At 72.1% G+C, this 20275-nt stretch carries 19 protein-coding genes; 11 read left to right on the top strand and 8 right to left on the bottom strand.

Annotated features, from left to right (window positions below; all coding sequences use genetic code 11):
• Positions 1-161 precede the first annotated feature (161 nt).
• The 5 genes from ACFYZ3_RS02220 to ACFYZ3_RS02240 all read left to right on the top strand — a co-directional run bounded on the left by ACFYZ3_RS02220 (position 162) and on the right by ACFYZ3_RS02240 (position 4690).
• Entirely contained in the window at positions 162-1214 is a 1053-nt protein-coding gene (locus ACFYZ3_RS02220) for an endonuclease/exonuclease/phosphatase family protein (RefSeq protein ID WP_361007217.1), read from the top strand.
• 121 nt (positions 1215-1335) lie between these two features.
• The gene (locus tag ACFYZ3_RS02225; RefSeq protein WP_388513441.1) at positions 1336-2562 is read left to right on the top strand and encodes an MFS transporter; all 1227 of its coding nucleotides are present in this window, start codon (positions 1336-1338) and stop codon (positions 2560-2562) included.
• 73 nt (positions 2563-2635) lie between these two features.
• Complete coding sequence (locus ACFYZ3_RS02230) at positions 2636-3508, top strand: alpha/beta fold hydrolase (RefSeq protein WP_388513443.1); 873 nt, start codon at positions 2636-2638, stop codon at positions 3506-3508.
• Positions 3509-3617: 109 nt separating this feature from the next.
• Positions 3618-4472, top strand: a complete 855-nt coding sequence (locus tag ACFYZ3_RS02235) for a helix-turn-helix domain-containing protein (protein WP_388513444.1) — start codon at positions 3618-3620, stop codon at positions 4470-4472.
• Complete coding sequence (locus ACFYZ3_RS02240) at positions 4469-4690, top strand: DUF397 domain-containing protein (RefSeq protein WP_388513445.1); 222 nt, start codon at positions 4469-4471, stop codon at positions 4688-4690. The genes ACFYZ3_RS02235 and ACFYZ3_RS02240 overlap by 4 nt, the downstream gene beginning before the upstream one ends.
• Here the strand turns inward: ACFYZ3_RS02240 and ACFYZ3_RS02245 are convergent.
• The 4 genes from ACFYZ3_RS02245 to ACFYZ3_RS02260 form a co-directional block, all read right to left on the bottom strand.
• Positions 4674-5261 carry a hypothetical protein gene (locus ACFYZ3_RS02245; RefSeq protein WP_388513446.1) on the bottom strand — a complete coding sequence of 196 codons (588 nt, stop codon included), beginning with the start codon at positions 5259-5261 and terminating at the stop codon, positions 4674-4676. The two genes, ACFYZ3_RS02240 and ACFYZ3_RS02245, sit on opposite strands and share 17 nt — an antisense overlap.
• A gap of 235 nt (positions 5262-5496) precedes the next feature.
• Positions 5497-5721 (bottom strand): hypothetical protein, encoded by a 225-nt coding sequence (locus ACFYZ3_RS02250; RefSeq protein WP_388513448.1) that lies wholly within the window; start codon positions 5719-5721, stop codon positions 5497-5499.
• 399 nt (positions 5722-6120) lie between these two features.
• On the bottom strand, positions 6121-6618 hold the full coding sequence (locus tag ACFYZ3_RS02255; protein WP_388513449.1) for an FBP domain-containing protein: 498 nt from the start codon (positions 6616-6618) through the stop codon (positions 6121-6123).
• The gene (locus ACFYZ3_RS02260) at positions 6615-8123 is read right to left on the bottom strand and encodes an MFS transporter (protein ID WP_388513451.1); all 1509 of its coding nucleotides are present in this window, start codon (positions 8121-8123) and stop codon (positions 6615-6617) included. The genes ACFYZ3_RS02255 and ACFYZ3_RS02260 overlap by 4 nt, the downstream gene beginning before the upstream one ends.
• 718 nt (positions 8124-8841) lie before the next feature.
• On the opposite strand from ACFYZ3_RS02260, the gene ACFYZ3_RS02265 reads away from it, so the two are divergent.
• Complete coding sequence (locus ACFYZ3_RS02265) at positions 8842-10905, top strand: WD40 repeat domain-containing serine/threonine protein kinase (RefSeq protein ID WP_388513452.1); 2064 nt, start codon at positions 8842-8844, stop codon at positions 10903-10905.
• A gap of 43 nt (positions 10906-10948) precedes the next feature.
• On the opposite strand, the gene ACFYZ3_RS02270 is transcribed toward ACFYZ3_RS02265, so the two are convergent.
• Together ACFYZ3_RS02270 and ACFYZ3_RS02275 are read right to left on the bottom strand one after the other, a co-directional pair.
• Positions 10949-11833, bottom strand: a complete 885-nt coding sequence (locus ACFYZ3_RS02270; protein ID WP_388513453.1) for an aldo/keto reductase — start codon at positions 11831-11833, stop codon at positions 10949-10951.
• Positions 11834-11848: 15 nt separating this feature from the next.
• Positions 11849-12799 carry an NAD-dependent epimerase/dehydratase family protein gene (locus tag ACFYZ3_RS02275; RefSeq protein WP_388513454.1) on the bottom strand — a complete coding sequence of 317 codons (951 nt, stop codon included), beginning with the start codon at positions 12797-12799 and terminating at the stop codon, positions 11849-11851.
• Positions 12800-12878: 79 nt separating this feature from the next.
• Between ACFYZ3_RS02275 and ACFYZ3_RS02280 the strand changes: the two genes are divergently transcribed.
• Positions 12879-13796: a LysR family transcriptional regulator gene (locus tag ACFYZ3_RS02280; RefSeq protein WP_388513967.1), complete on the top strand. Its 918-nt coding sequence runs from the start codon at positions 12879-12881 to the stop codon at positions 13794-13796.
• Positions 13797-13811: 15 nt separating this feature from the next.
• Here the strand turns inward: ACFYZ3_RS02280 and ACFYZ3_RS02285 are convergent, their stop codons facing one another.
• Positions 13812-14399, bottom strand: a complete 588-nt coding sequence (locus tag ACFYZ3_RS02285; protein WP_388513456.1) for a TetR/AcrR family transcriptional regulator — start codon at positions 14397-14399, stop codon at positions 13812-13814.
• A 128-nt stretch (positions 14400-14527) separates the two neighbouring features.
• Here ACFYZ3_RS02285 and ACFYZ3_RS02290 point away from each other — a divergent pair, with 128 nt between their 5' ends.
• Positions 14528-15364 carry a hypothetical protein gene (locus ACFYZ3_RS02290; RefSeq protein WP_388513969.1) on the top strand — a complete coding sequence of 279 codons (837 nt, stop codon included), beginning with the start codon at positions 14528-14530 and terminating at the stop codon, positions 15362-15364.
• 68 nt (positions 15365-15432) lie between these two features.
• Here the strand turns inward: ACFYZ3_RS02290 and glnA are convergent, their stop codons facing one another.
• A complete protein-coding gene (gene glnA, locus ACFYZ3_RS02295; RefSeq protein ID WP_003976572.1) occupies positions 15433-16794 on the bottom strand; it encodes a type I glutamate--ammonia ligase in 1362 nt (453 codons plus the stop codon).
• Between the two features lie 291 nt (positions 16795-17085).
• Here glnA and ACFYZ3_RS02300 point away from each other — a divergent pair, with 291 nt between their 5' ends.
• The 3 genes from ACFYZ3_RS02300 to ACFYZ3_RS02310 all read left to right on the top strand — a co-directional run bounded on the left by ACFYZ3_RS02300 (position 17086) and on the right by ACFYZ3_RS02310 (position 20248).
• Positions 17086-17754 carry a DUF3105 domain-containing protein gene (locus ACFYZ3_RS02300; RefSeq protein ID WP_388513457.1) on the top strand — a complete coding sequence of 223 codons (669 nt, stop codon included), beginning with the start codon at positions 17086-17088 and terminating at the stop codon, positions 17752-17754.
• The gene (locus ACFYZ3_RS02305; RefSeq protein WP_388513458.1) at positions 17751-18377 is read left to right on the top strand and encodes a DUF305 domain-containing protein; all 627 of its coding nucleotides are present in this window, start codon (positions 17751-17753) and stop codon (positions 18375-18377) included. The genes ACFYZ3_RS02300 and ACFYZ3_RS02305 overlap by 4 nt, the downstream gene beginning before the upstream one ends.
• A gap of 110 nt (positions 18378-18487) precedes the next feature.
• Positions 18488-20248 (top strand): NAD+ synthase, encoded by a 1761-nt coding sequence (locus ACFYZ3_RS02310; protein ID WP_388513460.1) that lies wholly within the window; start codon positions 18488-18490, stop codon positions 20246-20248.
• Positions 20249-20275 lie beyond the last annotated feature (27 nt).

Here is a 20275-nt window from a genome sequence, read left to right on the forward strand (position 1 = left end):
ACAGAGCCGCCCGTCCCGGCACAGCGCGGAACTTCGCGGGACGGCCCGTACGTCCTCGTGCCCGTACGGCCGTCCAGGGCGGCGGGAACGGAACCGATCATCCCCTATGGTGCTGAGTCACAGGGGGCGACGGTGTGCACAGCAGGCAGTGAGGCAACGGTATGGCGCAGCAGGCGTACATGACGGAGACGGACAGCGGCGGCTCGGACCCCGAGCGCCGGGAGAACCGGATTCGGCGCCTGTTCGACCGGGCGGTCAGCGGCTGGCGCGGCGACCGGCGGATCTGGCGCCGGGGCCTGGTCACGGCCGTGGTCGCGCTGCTCCTGTCGGCGGTCATGGCGGCCCACTCGCACATCCCGAACGCCATCGGCAACCTCGGCAGCCTCACCGAGACCTTCCTGCCGTGGTTCGGCCTGCTGATCCCGGTGCTGCTGGTGATCGCCCTGGTCCGCAAGTCGGCGACGGCGCTGATCGCGCTGATCCTGCCGGTGTGCGTGTGGCTCAACCTCTTCGGCGGCCTGCTCTTCGACAAGACCGGCTCCGGCGGCGACCTCACCGTGGCCACGCACAACGTCAACGCCGACAACGCCGACCCGGCGGGCACCGCCCGTGCCGTCGCCGCCGCCGGTGCGGACGTGATGGCCCTGGAGGAGCTGAAGGCGTCCGCCGTACCGACGTACGAGAAGGCGCTGGCGGCGAAGTACCCGCACCACGCGGTCGTCGGCACCGTCGGACTGTGGAGCAAGTACCCGGTCAGCGACGTGAAGCCGGTCGACATCGAGCTGGGCTGGAAGCGCGCGATGCGCGCCACCGTCGCCACGCCGTCCGGGCCGATCGCGGTGTACGTCGCCCACCTGCCCTCCGTACGGGTGAAGCTGGAGGCCGGATTCACCGCGCGGCAGCGGGACAAGAGCGCCGACGCCCTCGGCGAGGCCATCTCCCACGAGAAGCTGCCCCGCAAGATCCTGCTCGGCGACCTCAACGGCACCATGAACGACCGCTCGCTCACCGCGATCACCTCCCAGCTGCGCTCCCCGCAGGGCGCCGTGGGTGACGGCTTCGGCTTCAGCTGGCCGGCGTCCTTCCCGATGGCCCGCATCGACCAGATCCTGGTCACCGGCGTGGAGCCGATGACCAGCTGGACCCTCCCGGCGACCGGCAGCGACCACCTGCCGATCGCCGCGCGTGTGAAGGTCGACACAACGGCTTCCTAGAATTCGCCTGCGGAATACCTGCCCTGAGAGTCTTTGTTCCGTACGGGAACATACAGTCGTCCCCGCCCGGCCCTCCCGGCCTCCCGTACGCAATCCCGCTCTCGAAAGGCGAGACCCCCTCATGCCCCTGGCCCTGCTCGCCCTTGCCGTGGGCGCCTTCGGCATCGGTACCACCGAGTTCGTGATGATGGGCCTGCTGCCCGACGTCGCGGACGACCTCGACATCTCGATCCCCACCGCCGGCCACCTCGTCTCCGCCTACGCGCTCGGTGTCGTCATCGGCGCCCCGCTGCTCGCGGCGGCGACGACCCGGATGTCCCGTCGCGCCGTCCTGATCGCCCTGATGGCGCTGTTCGTGGTGGGCAACGCCCTGTCGGCCGTCGCCCCCGGCGAGATCTCCCTGCTGGCCGCCCGTTTCGTCAGCGGCCTGCCGCACGGTGCCTTCTTCGGCGTCGGCGCGGTCGTCGCCACCGGCATGGTCGCGCCGGAACGCAGGGCCCGCTCCGTCTCCCTGATGTTCCTCGGCCTCACCGTCGCCAACATCGTCGGCGTCCCGGCCGCCACCGCCATGGGCCAGCAGCTCGGCTGGCGGGCCACCTTCCTCGGCGTGAGCGCGATCGGCGTGGCGGCGATAGCGGCGCTGGCCTTCCTGATCCCGCGCGACAGCGCCCCCGCCCCCACCACCGGCCTGCGCGGCGAACTGGCCGCCCTGCGCTCCCTGCCCGTCTGGCTGGCGCTCGGCACGACGGTCGCGGGCTTCGGCGCGCTCTTCGCGGCCTACAGCTACATCACGCCGATGCTGACCGACGCCGCCGGATTCGCCGAGACCAGCGTGACGCTGCTGCTCGCCCTCTTCGGCGTCGGCGCCACCGCGGGCAACCTGCTCGGCGGACGTCTGGCCGACCACTCCCTGCGCGGCACCCTCTTCGGCGGCCTCACCTCCCTCGTCGTGGTGCTGGCGCTGTTCCCCCTCCTCATGCGTACGCCGGTCACGGCGGCCGCGTCGGTGGCCCTGCTCGGCATGGCCGCCTTCGTCACCGGGTCCCCGCTCCAGCTGATGGTGATGGAGAAGGCCGCGGCCGCCCCTTCCCTCGCCTCCTCCGCCAACCAGGCCGCCTTCAACCTCGCCAACGCCGGCGGCGCCTGGATCGGCGGCCTCGCCCTGGCCGCCGGATTCGGGGTCACCTCCCCGGCGACGGCGGGCGCGGCCCTGGCGGTCCTCGGCCTCGGGGTCGCGGCCACGGCATGGACGGTGGACCGCCGCCGCGCCGCCACCGCACCGGCCCCCGCCCGCGAGCGCGTGGTCGCGGGGCACGTGCCGGAGCGGGTGGACGCGGTACGGCGGTGACGGGCGCCCGCCCGGCGCACGTCGGCGGAAAGGGCCGTGCGGAGCGGCCCGCCCCCGCAGCATGATGGGGCCCATGATCGTCCACACCACCGCCCCCGCCCGCCTCGGTGAGACGCGGCTGCCGGACGGACGCCTGCTCGGCTGGGCCGAGTGGGGCCCGCAGGAAGGCACGCCGGTCCTGCTGTGCCCCGGCGCGGCCACCGGCCGAAGCCTCGGCTTCGGCCCTGACGCCGTGGCCGCCCTCGGTATCCGCCTCGTCTCCGTCGACCGGCCCGGCCTGGGCGCGTCCACGCCCGCACCCGGCCGGACCTTCGCCGACTTCGCCGCCGACGTGCGGGAGTTGTGCGCCCGGCGCGGCTTCGACCGCCCCGCCGTGGTCGGCAACTCGCAGGGCGCTCCGTTCGCCCTCGCCTGCGCGGAGGCGGGCCTCGCCTCCGCGCTGGCCCTGGTGTCGGCCGCCGACGAGGTGGCGGCCCCCGAGTTCGCCGCCGTACTGCCTGCCGAACTGCGTGCGTTGACCGAACGCGCGGTGCACGACCCCTCGGGCGCCGAGGAGTTCTTCGCGGGTTTCGACGCCGAGAGGATGTGGGACCTGGTCATGGACGGCAGCCCGGACTGCGACCTCGCCGTGTACCGGGACCCCGGCTTCTCCGCCGCCTACCGCCGCGCCCTCGCCGAGGGGTTCGCCCGGGGCGCGGCGGCCGGCTACGCCCGCGACGCGGTTCTGGCCATGGGACGGTGGCCCTTCGCCCTCGGCTCCCTCGCCCTGCCCGTCGACATCTGGTACGGCGAGCACGACACCGCCCACTCGCCCGACAACGGCGCCCTGCTCGCCTCCCGCATCCCCGGCGCCCGCCGCCGCGTCGTCCCCGGCATCGGCGGTGCCCTGCTGTGGACGCACGCCGAGGAGATCCTGACGTCGCTGACGCACGGCGCGGCCCGCTGACGCCGCCGCACGTCCGAGTGACAGGGGAGCCGCATCCCGTCACCCTGCGTCGCCACTCCGTCTAACGTGACGCCCATCGCGACAGGACGCGTACGGCGGAGGGGTGCGGATGTCGGTGAACGGCGAGGCGGACGAACCGGGTTGGGAGGTCGACCCGGACGACGAGTGGGGCGTGGCCGTGCTCACCACCGTGGGGAGGCAGCTGAAGCTGCGCCGCGAGGCGGTGGGGATGCGGGCGGGCGACTTCGGGGTGGCGGTCGGTTACGGCGAGGACCTCGTCTACAAGGTCGAGGGCGGGAAGCGGATCCCCCGGCGGGAGTACCTGGAGAAGGCGGACCAGGTCCTCGACGCTGGCGGTCTCATCGCCGCGGCCTGGGAGGATGTGAAGAGGGTCCGGTACCCGAAGCACGTCCGGGACTTGGCGAAGATGGAGTCGCAGGCGGTCGAGTCGCTTTCGTACGCCACCCACAACTTGCACGGTCTCGTCCAGACCGAGGAGTACGCCCGGGCCCTGTTGGCCACGCGGCGCCCGGCGCTGTCGGAGGGGGAGCTGGACAGGGCGGTCGCCGCACGGATGGCCCGCAAGGCGATTTTCGAGCGGGATCCGGCTCCGGAACTCAGCTTTGTCCAGGAAGAGGCGACGCTGCGGCGACCCGTAGGCGGCAAGATGGTCCTGCTCAGGCAGCTCGAACACCTGCTGGAGGTGGCGCGGTTGCGGCACGTCGAGGTTCAGGTGATGCCGACGTCCCGCGGTGACCACCCGGGAACAGGGGGACGGATCCAAGTGCTCAAGTTTGGGGACGGCACGGCCGTGGGCCGGGCCGATGACGAGTTCGACAACCGGCCCGTCACCGATCCCCGTCAGTTGCGCATCCTCGAACTGCGCTATGGAATCATCCGGGCCGAGGCTCTGACCGCCAGGGAGTCAAACGCGTTCATCGAACAACTGCTGAGGGAGACATGAGCCGTAACGGCGAGCCTGAAGACACCACCGACCTGCTCTGGTTCACGAGCAGCTACAGCGACAGCAGTAACCCGAGCGACTGCGTCGAGGTCGCGATATCCCCCGCCACCATCCACATCCGCGACTCCAAGCGCCCCGACGGTCCCCGCCTCGCCGTCGAATCGGCGACGTGGACGACGTTCGTGGCCTGGCCGGGCGCGGTCAGTCCTCGGGTTTGATCTTCGAGGCCACGAAGAGCAGACCGGCCGTTGCCGCGATGAGGACTCCGGCCAGTTCTTCGTAACCGGTGAAATAGGCGATGGGGATGGCAATGCCGCAGGCTGCTCCGAGCAGCTCGAAGGAGCCCCCGATCAGCCGCCGGGGGCGATTCGCGGGCGGCGGGTTATGGGGGTTCGGCGGGCTTCGCCAGTAGTGGACGGGGTCCGCTCTGGGCTTCCAGCCGTCCGCCCGGAGTTCCAAGTACTCCGGGTGGTGGCGGGCGTAGCCCAGACGACGGGGCGCCAGGCGCTGCCATGGCACCCGGCCCAGGCGGATCGCGATCCAGGCGAGCCCCGGCAGACAGGCGACGGCCGCCCAGATGGCCGCGACCACCCGCTCCCCGGTCGAGGACGACAGGATGCCCAGCAGCCGGTCCAGTTGGCCGCTGGCGGCGTAGGCGATCAACGCGGCGACGGAGAGCACCGCCGCGGTCCGTTCTATCTGGTGTCCGGTGTGGCAGCGGGCGCAGCGTGGCACGGACACGATCTCCATGCGCCAGGTGGAGCGCAGGACGATGATGAACGGGGTCATGGTGGTGTCCGCGTCCCTGTGCAACCCCAGGACGTGGTCGTGCCACGACGGTGGAGTCTCCTCCCCGCAGAACCAGCACTCCCGCACCACGAACTTCCCTTCCCCCGGCCGTTGTGCGACGTGGATCGCAGTGTAGGTGCGGTCTTCATCGACGCCAACAGCCTTGCCGAACGGGCCCTGCCCGGCCCCGGACGCGCTGGTCCGGGGCCGGGTGCGGTGCGGGACTGCGGTCGGGTCAGACGCTCGTCGTGTGGGCGTGGGCCGCCGCGTCGCCGAAGGGTGCCGAGACGCCGAGGCCGCCGGTGACGGCGAACGGGCCGGACTCCGCGTGGAGGCCGGCGGCGAACGCGCCGTCGCCCGCGACGAGGGCCGTGCTCGCGGTGAGGCCGATGCCGCCGGACACCTGGTCCAGGTCCGCGTCGGAGATCTCGGCCGTGGCGACCTGGGGGACAGTGTTCATAGCAGGTCTGTTCCTTTCATGGGGAAGGGGAGCGGTGCGGTACGCACGCCCGATGTCCGGAGTGGGGGTCCCGGTACGGGCCACCGGCGTGCCGCGCACCGATCAAAGCACGGCGGTGAACGGCCCACCATCGGCGTGCCGTTCACCGCCGTTGCCCGGCGTCGCCGACTTCACCAGTGTGTGAATGCGGTCAGGGAAAGCGTCTGGATCTTCACGCCATCCCCTGAGGCGAAGGGCTCTCCCGCGCCCCCACGCGCGCGGTCCGCCCAGTGGCCGGTGACCGCGCCCCGACCCTGCGACCGAGTGATGAACGCTGTGGAGATTCACGGCTTTTCCGGGACCGATCCGAGGCGGGGTCCCGACCCACGGGGGTGTGACACATCAGCACCTCCGTCGGCCTCAGCGCAGGAGCCGCTCCACGAACGCGTCGAGGTTGCCGCGCAGGCGCTCGATCTGCTGCTCGACGGTGAGGGACTCCTCGATACGCCCGCCCGGTGCCGCCTTCTTCCGGCCCCGCACGTACAACGAGCAGTCCAGGTCGGCACAGATGTAGAGGCCCACCGAGTTGCCCTCACGGCCGGCCCGGCCCGCCTTGGCCGCGGTCGTGAGGGAGACGCCGTTGCCGGGATGCGTGGTCAGGCACAGCGAGCACATGCTGCGTCGCAGGAAGCCGCGGCTGCCGGAGGCGGAGCGCAGGGACAGGCCGACGAGTCCGGTGGCGCGCTCGAAGACGAGATAGCCGCGATCGGGCGCGGACAGATCGGACCAGCCCAGGAAGTCCAGGTCGTCCCAGTGGTCGAGGTCCGCCAGGTTCTTGGGCAGGGGGAGCCGTTTGGCCGCGCCCTTGGAGCAGTTGACGAACGAGGTGCGGATGTCGTGCTCGGTCAGGGGTTTCATGAAGGATCCTTGGAGGGTCGTACGGTGAGGCCCGCCACCAGGGCGGCGAGCAGCAGGACGCCCGCCGAGCACCAGTAGGCGACGGAGAAGCCGTGCACCGTGCCCCGGTCGAGGGCCGCGCCGTCGTGGGCCGGAGCGCGCCCGTGCGCCTGGACGTAACGGCTGGTGGCGCCGGTGGCGATGGTGTTGAGCAGTACGGTGCCCAGCGAAGCGCCCATCTGCTGCACGGTGTTGAGGACGGCCGAGGCCACACCGGCGTCCTGGGCGGGCACCCCGGCGGTGGCCGTCGCGTAGACCGGCATGAAGGTCAGGCCCATGCCCAGACCGAGCAGCAGCAGGGCGGGCAGCACGTCCGGGACGTACCGCGCGTGCACACTCAGGCCGCTGAGCAGCACCATGCCGGCGGCGGCCAGCACCATGCCGGTCGACATCAAGGTGCGCGGCGCCGTGCGGGGCAGCAAGCGGGCCGCGATCTGGGTCGCGCCGATGACGATGCCGGCCGAGATCGGCACGAAGGCCAGGCCCGTGCGCACCGGCGGGTAGCCGAGGACGACCTGCAAGTAGTACGTCAGGAACAGGAAGACGCCGAACATGCCGACGGTGGCCAGGCCCATCGTCGCGAGCGATCCGGCGCGGACCCGGTCCTTGACGAGGCGCAGCGGCAGCAGCGGGCTCGCCGCGCGGCTCTGCCACCACACGAATGCGGCGAGCAGGACCACCCCGGCCACGAGCAGCGTGAGCACGGTCGGGCTGGACCAGCCGCGGGGCTCGGCCTCGCCGAAGCCGTACACGAGAGCGACGAGTCCGCCGCAGCCCAGCAGCGCGCCCGGCACGTCCAGGTGCCCGCCCCGGCGGCCGGAGCGGTCGCGCAGGAAGGCCGGTGCGCCGAGCAGGGCGGCCAGCGCGATGGGCACGTTGACGTACAGGGACCAGCGCCAGTTCAGGTACTCGGTCAGCAGACCGCCGACGATCAGCCCGACCGCGCTGCCGCCGCCGGCCAGCGCACCGTAGACCCCGAACGCCCTGGCCCGCTCCTTGGGGTCGGTGAACGTCGTCGCCAGCAGGGACAGGGCCGAGGGCGCCAGGACCGCCGCGAACGCGCCTTGCAGGGCCCGCGCCGCGAACAGCATTCCCGGACCGGCCGCGGCGCCGCCCAGCGCGGAGGCCGCGGCGAACCCGGCCAGGCCGATGACGAAGGTGCGCTTGCGGCCCACCAGGTCGGCGATCCGGCCGCCGAGCAGCAGCAGCCCGCCGAAGGCCAGCGTGTAGGCGGTGATGACCCACTGCCGGTCGGCGTCCGACATGCCGAGGGCACGCTGGGCGGAGGGCAGCGCGATGTTCACGACGGTGCCGTCGAGGATCACCATCAACTGGGCGAGGGCGATGACGGCCAGCGCCCACCAGCGCTTCGGATCCGGTGCCGGAACCTCGCGGTCCGGGGAACGGCCGGTGGCCGTGGAAGGGGCGGACGGGAGGGATTCCCCTCCGGGACGTTTCTTGCTCATGGCGATCACACGCGTTTCGTGTCGAAGTGCTGTCGAGAGAGCCGGCCTGGGACGGTCGCAGTGGTGACGACGGGCCGGATACGGAGCACGGGGACACGCCCCCGCGGCCCGCGCGGCGAGGAACCGCACAGGCCAGGACGTCTCGTGACGCGACACCTCAGGAAGATGCCGAGGACAAGAAACAGGAGGGGGGAAGAATTACCGCGCGCCGCAGAGGAGGGAGGGCACACGGCCGGAGGCAACTATGGCCGCAACGCATTCGGCACGGTCCATGTCTCTCGCCTCCTTCCGGGCAGGGCACGCGATGCGTGTCGACGCCGAGCGCGCCGAGCGGGGTGGCAGAGAACCTGCCACGCGAAATCCCGGACAGGCTATCCCATCGGCGCCTCGGCGCCACCGGGTTTGCCGGCCGCCCGCGCACGGGGAGCCGCTGACCGGAGATCCAGGTGATGCCGACGACGGGTTCGGCGGTCGGCCGGTCACGGACCCCGGCGGCCACGCATCCTCGAACCGCGGTGTGGCAGTATCCGGGGCCGAGGCGCTGCCCTCCGGGAGTCAGTGGCCTTCGTCCGACAACTGCTGGGGGAGCCATGAGCTGTAAGGACACATCCGGACACCTTGCCGACCCGGCCCGGTTCAAGAGCAGTTGCAGCGGCACCGGCGAGCCGGTGACGTGGACGATGTTCGTGGCCGGGGCGCTCGCGGAATGACGGACCCCATGTCCCGCCCCACCGGTGACATACCGGCCGAGATCGGCCCCTACCGGCTGGAGCGGCTGCTGGGCGAGGGCGGGATGGGCCGCGTCTACCTCGGACGTACGCCCGCCGGGAGTGCCGTGGCCGTCAAGGTCGTCCACCGTGCGTACGCCGCCGACCCGGAGTTCCGCAGGCGGTTCGCGCTGGAGGTCGCGGCGGCCCGGCGCGTCCAGGGGCTCTACACCGTTCCCGTCGTCGCGGCGGACCTGGAGGCCGACGAGCCCTGGCTGGCCACGGCCTACGCCCCCGGGCCCTCCCTCCAGCAGGCCGTCGGCGAACGGGGACCGCTGCCCGCCGACGAGGTGCTCGCGCTGACGGCCGGGGTCGCCGAGGCGCTGGAGACGATCCACGCCGCCGGAGTGATCCACCGGGACCTGAAGCCCTCCAACATCGTCCTCACCGCCGACGGACCCAAGGTCATCGACTTCGGCATCGCCCGCGCCGCGGACGTCACGGCCCTGACCGCCACGGGCATGCGCGCCGGAACGCCCTCCTACATGGCGCCCGAGTACATCCGGGGGCAGCAGGTAACCGAGGCCGGTGACGTCTTCGCGCTCGGCCTCGTCGCCCACTTCGCCGCCACCGGACGGCTCGCCTTCGGCGGCGGCAGCGACCCGTCAGTGGCGTACCGGATCCTGGAAGCGGCGCCGGACCTCGACGGCTGCCCCGCGTCCGTGCGCGGTGTCGTGGCCCGCTGCCTGGAGAAGGACCCGGCCCGGCGCCCGACGCCCGCCGAGGTGATCCGGCTCTGCGGCCGGGCCGCGAACGGGGACTTCGACGACGGCCGCACCCCCACCGTCGTGTCCGCGCCCCCGGCGACCGGCCCGGACGCGCCCACCGCCACCGCCCCGGCGCGCACCCCGGCCCCGGACGCCGACCCCGAGACCCCGTCCACACCGCCGTACGTCGCCCTGCTCGGCGTCTTCGGTGTCATCGCCCTGGCCGTCGTCCTGATCGTGACGCTGCTGCCCTCGTCGGAGGAACGCCCGAAGGCCAAGTCGCCGTACCCGGTTGTCGCGGCGACCGCGATCTTCGCCAAGGGGACCAGCGGCATGGCGTTCAGCCCGGACGGCGCGACGCTCGCCACCGGCGGCGAGGACGGCAAGGTCAGGCTGTGGAACGTCGCCACCCGCAAGGTGCGTGCCACGCTCGTGGAGAAGGGCTGGTACGGCCCGAGCAGCGTGGTCGGCGTGACGTTCGGCGCCGACGGGAAGACCCTGGTCACGAGAACCGGCACCCACCTGGTCGGCGTCTGGGACGTGGCCCGGCGCCGGGAGGTCCGCCGCATCGAGGAATCGGCCTACTCCCTCGCCCTCAGCCCCGACGGCAAGTGGATCGCCCTGGGCGACAGCGCGGGTGCCAACCTGTGGGACCTCGGCCGCCGCAGTGAGGACCCGCGTGCCCACCTGTCGCAGAACCTGCACGCGACGGACATGGCGTTCAGCCCCGACGGCAGGACGCTCGCCTCCGTCGGCGACTTCTCCGACCAGCGCTACCAGGTGGACAACGAGCCGGCCAAGCTGTGGGACCTCACCCGGCTCGACCCGGAGCCCTACGGCCAGGGCGACCCCCGCCACGACCTCGCCCTCGACGACGTCACCTACGCCGTCGCCTTCAGCCCCGACGGCAAGACCCTCGCCACCGGCGGCCAGGACGGCGCCGTACGGCTGTGGGACGTGGCCACCGGCCGCCCGAAGGCCACCCTCACCCACCGCTTCGTCACCGAGGCCCGGGACCTGGCGTTCAGCCCGGACGGCAGGACGCTCGCCGTCACCGCCGAAGGCCGGGTACTCCTGTGGAACCTGGCCGGCCGCAAGCCCAGCGCCATCCTGGCCGACGACGAGACCGGCTTCGGCGCCGACATCGGCGAACTGGCCTTCAGCCCGGACGGCCGGCTCCTCGCGGGCACCACCACCGGGGGCGGCGCCCCCGAGGAGACCGCCGCTCCGGGCACCACCGCCGAGGCCGACGCAGCGAAGGACAGCGGCGTACGGCTGTGGAAGATCCCGACAGGGACCGCTCGTTGAGCGTGCCCACCCTGACGGAACCCGACCCGTGCGCGGTACTGGTTCAGCCGGGCAGCGGGGCGTCCAGGCGGCTTCGCTCCGCCTCGCTCAGCTCGAGCCGGGTCGCCCCGGCGGAGTCCAGGATCGACGCCGGGCGGCTGGCACCCGGTACCGGGATCACCGCCGGGGAGCGGCTCAGCAGCCACGCCAGGGCGACCTGCTGCGGGCTGACGCCGTGTGCGGCCGCGACGCGGTGGAAGGCCGTGCCCGCGGCGGTCGGGCCGCGAGTGCCGTCGAGGGAGCTGGGTGAGATGCCGCCCAGTGGGCTCCAGGGCAGGAAGGCCAGCCCCAACCGGGTGCTCAGCCGCAGCTCGGGCTCGCTGTCGCGGACGGCCGGCGAGTACTGGTTCTGTACGGACACGAGGCCGTGGCCGAGGATCGCGTGCGCTTCCCGGATCTGGCCGACGGTGACGTTGGAGATCCCGGCGGCGCGGATGGTGCCGGCGTCGAGCAGCTCCCGCAGCGCGCCCACGGACTCCGCCCAGGGCACGGCCGGGTCCGGCTTGTGCAGTTGGTAGAGGCCGATGGCCTCCACGCCCAGGCGCTTCAGGGACGCCTCCGCGGCGCGTTTGAGGTGTTCGGGGGTGGCGTCCACGGTCCAGCTGCCGTCTCCGGGGCGGCCGCGGCCGCCCTTCGTGGCGACGAGCAGGCGGGAGGTGTCGCCGCCGTAGCAGGCCAGGGCACGGGAGATGAGCAGCTCGTTGTGGCCGGATTCGCCGGCGTGCCAGTGGTAGCTGTCGGCGGTGTCGATGAGCGTGACACCGGCGTCCAGGGCGGCGTGGATGGTGGCGACGGCCTGCCGTTCGTCCGGTCGGTGCTCGATGGACAGGGGCATGGCGCCCAGGCCGATGGCGCTCACGACGGTGTCGCCGATGGTACGGCTCTGCATGGATGGGTCCGTTCCTCAGGAGGCGGAGGCGGAGGCGCCGTCGGCGGCGGCCAGGGCTTCGGTCACGGCGTCGGGGAGCCAGTCGGCGGTGCGGGAGAAGGAGAAGCCCAGTTCTTTCGCGCGGGCGTTGCTCATGGCGTAGTGCCGGTCGAACGAGAACGGCGAGGCCGGCTCGCCCACGGCGACGCTGCGGTACCGGGCCTCCTTGCCGGCCCGCGCGGCGATGACGGCACCGAGGCCGTAGACGTCGAGCGGGCCGTCGGAGCAGGCGTTCACCGGCCCGGTGGCATCGGTGAGCGTCGCCGCCCACCGCAGCAGCTCCGCCAGTTCCTCGTAGTGGATGAAGACCGTGGGCAGCGCCTCGGCGTGCACGGTGACCGGTGTACCGCGGCTGATGCGCCCGGTGTAGTGCGCGAGCCGCCCGGTGAACTCCGCCGCGCCGCCACCGAGGACATGGGCGCTGCGTACGGTGGCGAAAGCGAAACCGCTGTGCCGGGCCAGTACGGCCTCGGCCTGGCGCTTGCCTTCGGCGTAGTGCTCCTGGAGGTAGGCCGGGTCGTGCCAGGGCAGGTCCGTCCGGACCAGCCAGGCGGCCGGATCGACCGTCTCCTCGGGAACCGGTGTTCCGGGCGGGACCGCGGGCAGCGCGGCGGTCGCCGGATCGTAGACCTCGATGGTGGAGGTCATGACGTAGCGCCGGGTGCGGCCGCTGAAGGCCCGGGCGGCGATCGCGGCCTGCACCGGGGTGTAGCAGACCTGGTCCACGACCGCGTCGAAGGTGCGCGACCCCAGTGCGGCGATCAGGCCGGCCTCGTCGTCACGGTCGGCGACGAGGTGCTCGGCCCCTTCCGGTGGCGGGGCGGAGCCGCGGTTGACCACCGTGACCCGGTGGCCCGCCGCCAGCAGGCGCCGCACCACAACCTTGCCGAAATAGCGGCTTCCGCCGATCACGCAGATCCTCTTCATGCCCCCATCCTGAACACCTACAGTCGACAGCAGAAGTGCTCAATTACTGGCTACGTATTAAGGATTACTGTTGATCGATGTGCAGCGGCTCCGTGTCCTGCGGACGGTGGCCGAACACGGCAGCTTCAACCGGGCGGCGGCTGCCCTCCGCCTCACCCCCTCGGCCGTCTCCCAGCACGTCGCCGCACTCGAGCGCAGTCTCGGAGCCCAGGTCGTCGCGCGCAGTACCCGCGGAGTCACCCTGACCCCGGCCGGCCGGATCATGGTCGGGGCCGCCGAGTCGGTGGCCGCGGAACTCGTCCACGCCCAGCGGCAGGTCGATCGACTCGGCAGCGGCCGCACCCAGGTCACCATCGCCACGTTCACCAGTGGGGGCAGGCTCCTGCTGCCCGGCGCGCTCACTCAGCTGGCCACCGCCCACCCCGACACCGTCGTCCACGTCAGGGAGGCCGAGCCCGAAGACAGCCTGCCGCTGGTCCGCCAAGGAGCAGTGGATCTCGCACTCGCCTACCACTTCGACGGCCCGCTGCCCGGCCGGCTCGGCCCGACCTCCAGCCTGGAGTGGACGGCACTCTTCGAAGACCCCCTGCACGTCGTCCTGCCCGACGCCCATCCCCTGGCAGACCGGGAGTCACTCGACATCGCGGAGCTGGCCGCCGAGCCCTGGGTGCTCGGCTGCCTCAAGACCGAGACATACCTGCGCCGTTACGCCGAACGTGCCGGTTTCGACCCTGAGGTGCGCAGCACGACGACCGACTACTTCTTCGCCCGCTCGCTCGTCGCCGCGGGCCTGGGAATCTCACTGATCCCCTCCATCGCGCAGACCCCGCCAGTGGCGGGAGTGCGCACCGTCCCGATCGTGCCGCCGTCCCCGACCCGGCACATCGGCGTTGCCACCATCCCGCGCCGCGGTCTTCCCCAGGTCGTGACCATGGTGCGAGCCCTCCAGCGACAGGCAGCGCTGCTGGACGGGACCGACCCGCACCTCACGGCGTGACCGCGTCGGTCCTCATCAGGCTGAGGGAGACCGGGGGACCGGCCCGAACATCACGCCCGTCAGCGCCCGGAAGGCGGCTTCCGGATTCCGCCCGTCCAGCAGGCCGTCAAGGTTGTGGGAGAGCAGCAGCGTCGCGAAGCCGTGGGCCATCGACCAGGCCGCCGTGAAGCCGATGACCGGATCGTCGTCATGGCCCTCCACGGCCGTACGGAGCATGCTCCGCGTCTGTTCGCGTGCGGCGAGCAGTCCGGGGTCGTCCGCGCGCAGGAGTTCCGGCCGGAACATGACCTGGAAGTGTGCCGGACGGGCGGCGGCGAAGCGTACGTACCGGACACCCAGGTCACGCAGGTCCTCCGCCTCGCCCAGTGCGGCGGCCAGGAGGCTGTGCCCCTCGGTGGCGATGGCGGTGAGAAGTCCCGACCGGTCCTTGAAGTGATGCGCCGGCGCCGCGTGGGAGACGCCCGCGCGGCGGGCCAGGTCGCGCAGGGACAGGGCTGCCGGCCCTTCGGCGGCGATGACGTCGAGGGCCGCGTCGAGCACGGCCCGCCGCAGGTCTCCGTGGTGGTACGGGCGTTCGGGGCGCGCGGGGCGTTCGGTGGGCATGCGGGCAGCCTAGCGTCATCTAGTCATTGACAAGATGACGTGGTGAGGGAAGTCTGAGCCCGGACAAGCCGTGCGGGCCGAGGGCAAGGGGAGCCGTCTTGAGCAACGACAACGGACGCGTGAGGCAGATGTGGCACCTCTTGGAGCCCCTGCATGCCGTCGTCTACTTCGCACCCCAGGTCTTCGAGGAGGCCGCGTCGCTCGGCTACGGCACCGGCGAGCGCTGGCCGAGCTACTTCGCCCTGCGGGCGGCGCCGCTCGGAGCGCCCGGATCCCGCCAGGTGGCCTCCGCGTTCTACAGCTTCAGCCCGCGGACGGTCGCCGCGCACATCCCCGCCGCCTGGGACGTGGCCGCACCGGCCAAGGTGATCGACGCCCGGACGCGCGGTGTCGACCGGGCGTACCGAGCGCTCCTCGGCGCGCGGACGGACAGCCCCGAGGTCGCCGAGGCCGCGGCACTCGCCCGTCGGGCGGCGGAGGCCGCGCCTACCGCGGGCCGCCCGCTCGCCGCCGCCAACGCCGGGCTGCCGTGGCCGCAGGAACCGCACCTCGTGCTGTGGCAGGCCGCGACGATCCTGCGCGAGCACCGCGGCGACGGTCATCTCGCCGCGCTTTTGACCGCGGACCTCGACCCGGTCGAGGCGCTGGTGTCGTTCGCCGCGATCGGCGCGGCGCCGGCCCACGTCTTCGCGAGCCGCGGCTGGACCGAGCACGAGTGGGCGGCCGCCCGCGAACGGTTGCTCGTACGGGGACTGCTGAACGCCGACGACTCCGCGACCGACGCGGGCCGTGCCCTGCGTGCCGAGATCGAGCGCCGCACCGACGAACTGGCCGCCGCTCCCTGGCGGAGCCTCGGCGACCAGGACACCGCGAGACTCGCCGACCTCCTCGGGCCCGTCTGGCTCGAGGTCCTGGGCTCGGGGATGCTGCCGCGCGACACCACGCTCGGCATCGGAAAGGTCTGACGTCCCGCGCCGCGTGGGCAGGCCGTCGCGGTCTGTCAACCCACTCCACCTTGTAGCCGAAGCCCGCCCTACAGCACCGGCAGCGACTTCCGCAGCTCGAACGCGGTGACCTGGGAGCGGTACTCCTCCCACTCCTGCCGCTTGTTGCGGAGGAAGAAGTCGAAGACGTGTTCGCCGAGGGTCTCGGCGACCAGGTCGCTGCGTTCCATCAGGGCGAGGGCCTCGCCCAGGTTCTGGGGGAGGGGCTCGATGCCCAGGGCGCGGCGCTCCGCGTCGGAGAGGGCCCAGACGTCGTCCTCGGCGCCCGGCGGGAGTTCGTAGCCCTCCTCGATGCCCTTCAGACCGGCGGCGAGGAGGACGGCGTAGGTCAGGTACGGGTTGGCGCCGGAGTCGATGGAGCGGACCTCGACGCGGGCCGAGCCGGTCTTGCCGGGCTTGTACATCGGGACGCGGACCAGGGCCGAGCGGTTGTTGTGGCCCCAGCAGATGTAGGAGGGGGCCTCGCCGCCCGCGCCGGCGGTGCGCTCGGTGCCGCCCCAGATGCGCTTGTAGGAGTTCACCCACTGGTTGGTGACCGCGGAGATCTCGGCGGCGTGGCGGAGCAGGCCCGCGATGAACGAGCGGCCCACCTTGGAGAGCTGGTACTCGGCGCCGGACTCGTAGAACGCGTTGCGGTCGCCCTCGAAGAGGGAGAGGTGGGTGTGCATGCCCGAGCCCGGGTACTCCGAGAACGGCTTCGGCATGAAGGTGGCCTGGAGGCCCTGCTCCAGGGCGACCTGCTTCATGACCAGGCGGAAGGTCATGACGTTGTCGGCCGTGGAGAGCGCGTCCGCGTAGCGCAGGTCGATCTCCTGCTGGCCGGGGGCGCCCTCGTGGTGGGAGAACTCCACCGAGATGCCCATCGACTCCAGCATGGTGATCGCCTGGCGGCGGAAGTCCATGCCGATGTTCTGCGGGGTGTGGTCGAAGTAGCCGGAGTTGTCGGCGGGGGTCGGGACCGAGCCGTCGACCGGCTTGTCCTTCAGGAGGAAGAACTCGATCTCGGGGTGGGTGTAGAAGGTGAAGCCCAGGTCCGAGGTGCGGGCCAGGGCGCGCTTGAGGACGTAGCGCGGGTCCGCGAAGGACGGCGAGCCGTCCGGCATGAGGATGTCGCAGAACATGCGGGCCGTGCCGGGGGCCTCCGCGCGCCACGGCAGGACCTGGAAGGTCGACGGGTCCGGCTTGGCGATCATGTCGGACTCGTAGACCCGGGCGAAGCCCTCGATCGCGGAGCCGTCGAAACCGATGCCCTCGTCGAAGGCCTGCTCCAGCTCGGCCGGGGCCACGGCGACGGACTTGAGGAAGCCCAGCACGTCCGTGAACCACAGGCGTACGAACCGGATGTCGCGCTCCTCCAGCGTCCGGATCACGAACTCCTGCTGCTTGTCCATCTTCCGCTTCCCCATCCTTGCTGGTCAGGCCGCCTGTCTCCGGTACGGCGGGAGGCGGTCGGGCACTTGAGCATCACACCACAGCGCCGTTACGTGTGCGTTGCGGACCTCCGTCGGCCGGCCCACCCCGTGACCGCAGCGTAGAGGCCACCTGTTCGATCGGGCCATTCCGGGGATCCGGCCGGGACAGATCCTGTGCCCGCCCTACGAAGGACGGGCCCCGCGCCATTACGATCAGCGGACCTCACGGTCGTCCGTTCCCCAGATTCCTTCCCAGAAGGGCAACACCCCATGGGTTCCGCCAAGAAGAGCAGCAACACGGCGCGACAGGCCCGCATAGCCGAGATGCGGCGTGCCGAGGAGGCCCGCAACCGCCGGAACCGGATCCTCACGATCACGCTCAGCACCGTGGTCGTCGCCGGTCTCGTCGTCGGCGGCGTCCTCCTCGTCCGGTCGCAGTCCGACGACTCCTCCGGCGACACGGCGTCCGACGGCAAGACCTCGGGCAAGTTCGAGACCGGCGCGGACGGCGTACGGACCTGGAAGGGCGACCTGGGACGCAACCACGTCACCAAGAAGGTGACCTACCCCGTCGAGCCCCCCGTCGGCGGCGACCACAACCAGGTCTGGATGAACTGCAACGGCGACGTCTACACCAAGCCGCTGAACAACGAGAACGCCGTGCACTCGCTGGAGCACGGTGCCGTCTGGGTGACGTACACCGACAAGGCGCCCGAGGCCGACGTCGCGAAGCTGGCCGCCAAGGTCAAGAAGACGCCGTACTCGCTGATGAGCCCCGACGACAAGCAGAAGGACCCGATCATGCTGTCCGCGTGGGGGCACCAGCGCACGGTGACCGGCGCCGACGACCCGAACGTGGACAAGTTCTTCGAGAAGTTCGTGCAGGGACAGCAGACCCCCGAGCCGGGGGCCGCGTGCACCAACGGGCTGTCCCAGTGACCCCGAAACGGGCCGGCTGGATCGCGGGGGCCGCGACCGCGGTCCTCGTCGCGGCCGGCGGGATCACCTACGCGGTCGCCGGGGACGACGGCGGCGGCAGGACCCCGGCCGCCGACTCCGCGGACGCCGGTTTCGCCCGGGACATGTCGGTCCACCACCAGCAGGCCGTGGAGATGTCGTACATCGTGCGCGACCGCACCGACGACGAGGAGGTGCGGCGGCTCGCGTACGACATCGCGCAGACCCAGGCCAACCAGCGCGGCATGATGATCGGCTGGCTCGACCTGTGGGCGCTGCCCAAGGTGTCGTCCGACCCGCCGATGACCTGGATGGGCATGGGCGACGCGCCCTCGGCCGGTGAGGGGTCGCTGATGCCGGGGATGGCCACCGACGCCGAGATGAAGAAGCTCGGGACGCTGGACGGGAAGCAGGCCGAGGTCTACTACCTCCAGCTGATGACCGAGCACCACAAGGGCGGCGTCCACATGGCGCAGGGGTGCGTCGACAGGTGCACGGTCGGCGTGGAGAAGCGGCTGGCCCGCGGGATGGTGGAGTCGCAGGAGTCGGAGATCCGGCTGATGGCCGACCTGCTGGCCGAGCGGGGCGCGAAGCCCCGGGCGTGAAGCGGCCGGCGTGAAGTGACTGGCGTGAAGCGGCTGGCGTGAGGTTTCGGACATGACGCGGTAACACGTCCGTCGCCCCATCGCGTCGTTCTGACGATTACAGTGGACGCGTGCCTCGACTACGCCTCGCCCTCAACCAGATCGACTCCACCGTCGGCGACATCGACGGCAACGCCGAGTCGGTCCTGCGCTGGACCCGGCACTCGGCCGGGCAGGGAGCGCACCTGGTGGCGTTCCCGGAGATGATGCTCACCGGGTACCCGGTGGAGGACCTGGCCCTCAGGGCGTCCTTCGTCGAGGCATCCCGCGCCGCCCTGCGCTCGCTCGCGGCGCGGCTGGCGGACGAGGGGCTCGGCGGAGTCCCCGTGGTCGTCGGTTACCTCGACCGTTCGGCGACGGCCCGGCCGAGGTACGGCCAGCCCGCCGGCGCCCCGCAGAACGCGGCGGCCGTGCTGTACGGCGGCGAGGTGGCGCTCAGCCTCGCCAAGCACCACCTGCCGAACTACGGCGTCTTCGACGAGTTCCGTTACTTCGTGCCCGGCGACACCCTGCCCGTGGTGCGGGTGCGCGGCGTGGACGTGGCGCTGGCCGTCTGCGAGGACCTGTGGCAGGACGGCGGCCGGGTGCCGGCCGCCCGCTCGGCGCGGGCCGGGCTGCTGCTCTCCGTCAACGCCTCCCCGTACGAGCGGGACAAGGACGACACCCGGCTGGAGCTGGTGCGCAAACGCGCCCAGGAGGCCGGTTGCACCACCGCCTACCTCGCCATGACCGGCGGGCAGGACGAGCTGGTCTTCGACGGCGACTCGATCGTCGTCGACCGGGACGGGACGGTGCTGGCCCGGGCGCCGCAGTTCACCGAGGGCTGCCTGGTGCTGGACCTCGACCTGCCCGCCGCCGAGGCGGAACCGCCCACAGGCGTGGTGGACGACGGACTGCGCATCGACCGGGCGGTGCTCTCCGAGCAGCCGGTGCCCGAACCCGCCGCCGGGCCGTGGCTGTCCGGCGGGCACGCCGAGCCGCTGGACGACGACGAGGAGGTCTACTCGGCCCTCGTCACCGGCCTGCGCGCGTACGTCGTGAAGAACGGCTTCCGCTCGGTGCTGATCGGGCTGTCCGGCGGCATCGACTCCGCGCTGGTCGCGTCGATCGCCTGCGACGCGCTCGGCGCGGAGCACGTGTACGGCGTCTCGATGCCCTCCAAGTACTCCTCCGGGCACTCCAGGGACGACGCGGCCGAGCTGGCCCGGCGCACCGGTCTCCACTTCCGCACCGTGTCCATCGAGCCGATGTTCGACGCGTACACGGGCGCGCTGGAGCTGACCGGCCTGGCGGAGGAGAACCTCCAGTCCCGCCTGCGCGGCACCCTGCTGATGGCGCTCTCCAACCAGGAGGGCCACCTCGTGCTGGCCCCCGGCAACAAGTCGGAGCTGGCGGTCGGCTACTCGACGCTGTACGGCGACTCGGTGGGCGCGTATGGGCCCATCAAGGACGTGTACAAGACGTCGGTCTTCCGGCTCGCCGAGTGGCGCAACCGCGCGGCCCGGGACCGCGGCCGCACTCCGCCGATCCCGGAGAACTCGATCACCAAGCCGCCGAGCGCGGAGCTGCGCCCGGGCCAGGTCGACACGGACTCGCTGCCGGACTACCCGGTGCTGGACGCGATCCTCGCCCTGTACGTCGACCGGGACCGGGGCGCGGACGAGATCGTGGCCGCCGGGTACGACCGGGAGCTGGTGACGCGGACGCTGCGCATGGTGGACACCGCCGAGTACAAGCGGCGGCAGTACCCGCCGGGCACCAAGATCTCGCCCAAGGGCTTCGGCAAGGACCGCCGCCTGCCGGTCACCAACCGCTGGCGGGAGCGCGGGTGAGGCGGCCGGCCGGGGCGGCGGGGCCGG

The sequence above is a fragment of the Streptomyces sp. NPDC001599 genome, from assembly GCF_042893535.1.
Taxonomy (GTDB): Bacteria; Actinomycetota; Actinomycetes; order Streptomycetales; family Streptomycetaceae; genus Streptomyces.

Excerpts from the sequence above, each read along its gene's own strand:
- ACFYZ3_RS02260 (WP_388513451.1), bottom strand. The coding sequence starts at position 8,123 with ATGAGCAAGAAACGTCCCGGAGGGGAATCCCTCCCGTCCGCCCCTTCC.
- glnA (WP_003976572.1), bottom strand. The coding sequence starts at position 16,794 with ATGGACAAGCAGCAGGAGTTCGTGATCCGGACGCTGGAGGAGCGCGAC.
- ACFYZ3_RS02230 (WP_388513443.1), top strand. The coding sequence starts at position 2,636 with ATGATCGTCCACACCACCGCCCCCGCCCGCCTCGGTGAGACGCGGCTG.
- ACFYZ3_RS02240 (WP_388513445.1), top strand. The coding sequence starts at position 4,469 with ATGAGCCGTAACGGCGAGCCTGAAGACACCACCGACCTGCTCTGGTTC.
- ACFYZ3_RS02235 (WP_388513444.1), top strand. The coding sequence starts at position 3,618 with ATGTCGGTGAACGGCGAGGCGGACGAACCGGGTTGGGAGGTCGACCCG.
- ACFYZ3_RS02255 (WP_388513449.1), bottom strand. The coding sequence starts at position 6,618 with ATGAAACCCCTGACCGAGCACGACATCCGCACCTCGTTCGTCAACTGC.
- ACFYZ3_RS02285 (WP_388513456.1), bottom strand. The coding sequence starts at position 14,399 with ATGCCCACCGAACGCCCCGCGCGCCCCGAACGCCCGTACCACCACGGA.
- ACFYZ3_RS02290 (WP_388513969.1), top strand. The coding sequence starts at position 14,528 with ATGTGGCACCTCTTGGAGCCCCTGCATGCCGTCGTCTACTTCGCACCC.
- ACFYZ3_RS02245 (WP_388513446.1), bottom strand. The coding sequence starts at position 5,261 with ATGACCCCGTTCATCATCGTCCTGCGCTCCACCTGGCGCATGGAGATC.
- ACFYZ3_RS02225 (WP_388513441.1), top strand. The coding sequence starts at position 1,336 with ATGCCCCTGGCCCTGCTCGCCCTTGCCGTGGGCGCCTTCGGCATCGGT.
- ACFYZ3_RS02265 (WP_388513452.1), top strand. The coding sequence starts at position 8,842 with ATGTCCCGCCCCACCGGTGACATACCGGCCGAGATCGGCCCCTACCGG.
- ACFYZ3_RS02250 (WP_388513448.1), bottom strand. The coding sequence starts at position 5,721 with ATGAACACTGTCCCCCAGGTCGCCACGGCCGAGATCTCCGACGCGGAC.
- ACFYZ3_RS02275 (WP_388513454.1), bottom strand. The coding sequence starts at position 12,799 with ATGAAGAGGATCTGCGTGATCGGCGGAAGCCGCTATTTCGGCAAGGTT.
- ACFYZ3_RS02220 (WP_361007217.1), top strand. The coding sequence starts at position 162 with ATGGCGCAGCAGGCGTACATGACGGAGACGGACAGCGGCGGCTCGGAC.
- ACFYZ3_RS02270 (WP_388513453.1), bottom strand. The coding sequence starts at position 11,833 with ATGCAGAGCCGTACCATCGGCGACACCGTCGTGAGCGCCATCGGCCTG.
- ACFYZ3_RS02300 (WP_388513457.1), top strand. The coding sequence starts at position 17,086 with ATGGGTTCCGCCAAGAAGAGCAGCAACACGGCGCGACAGGCCCGCATA.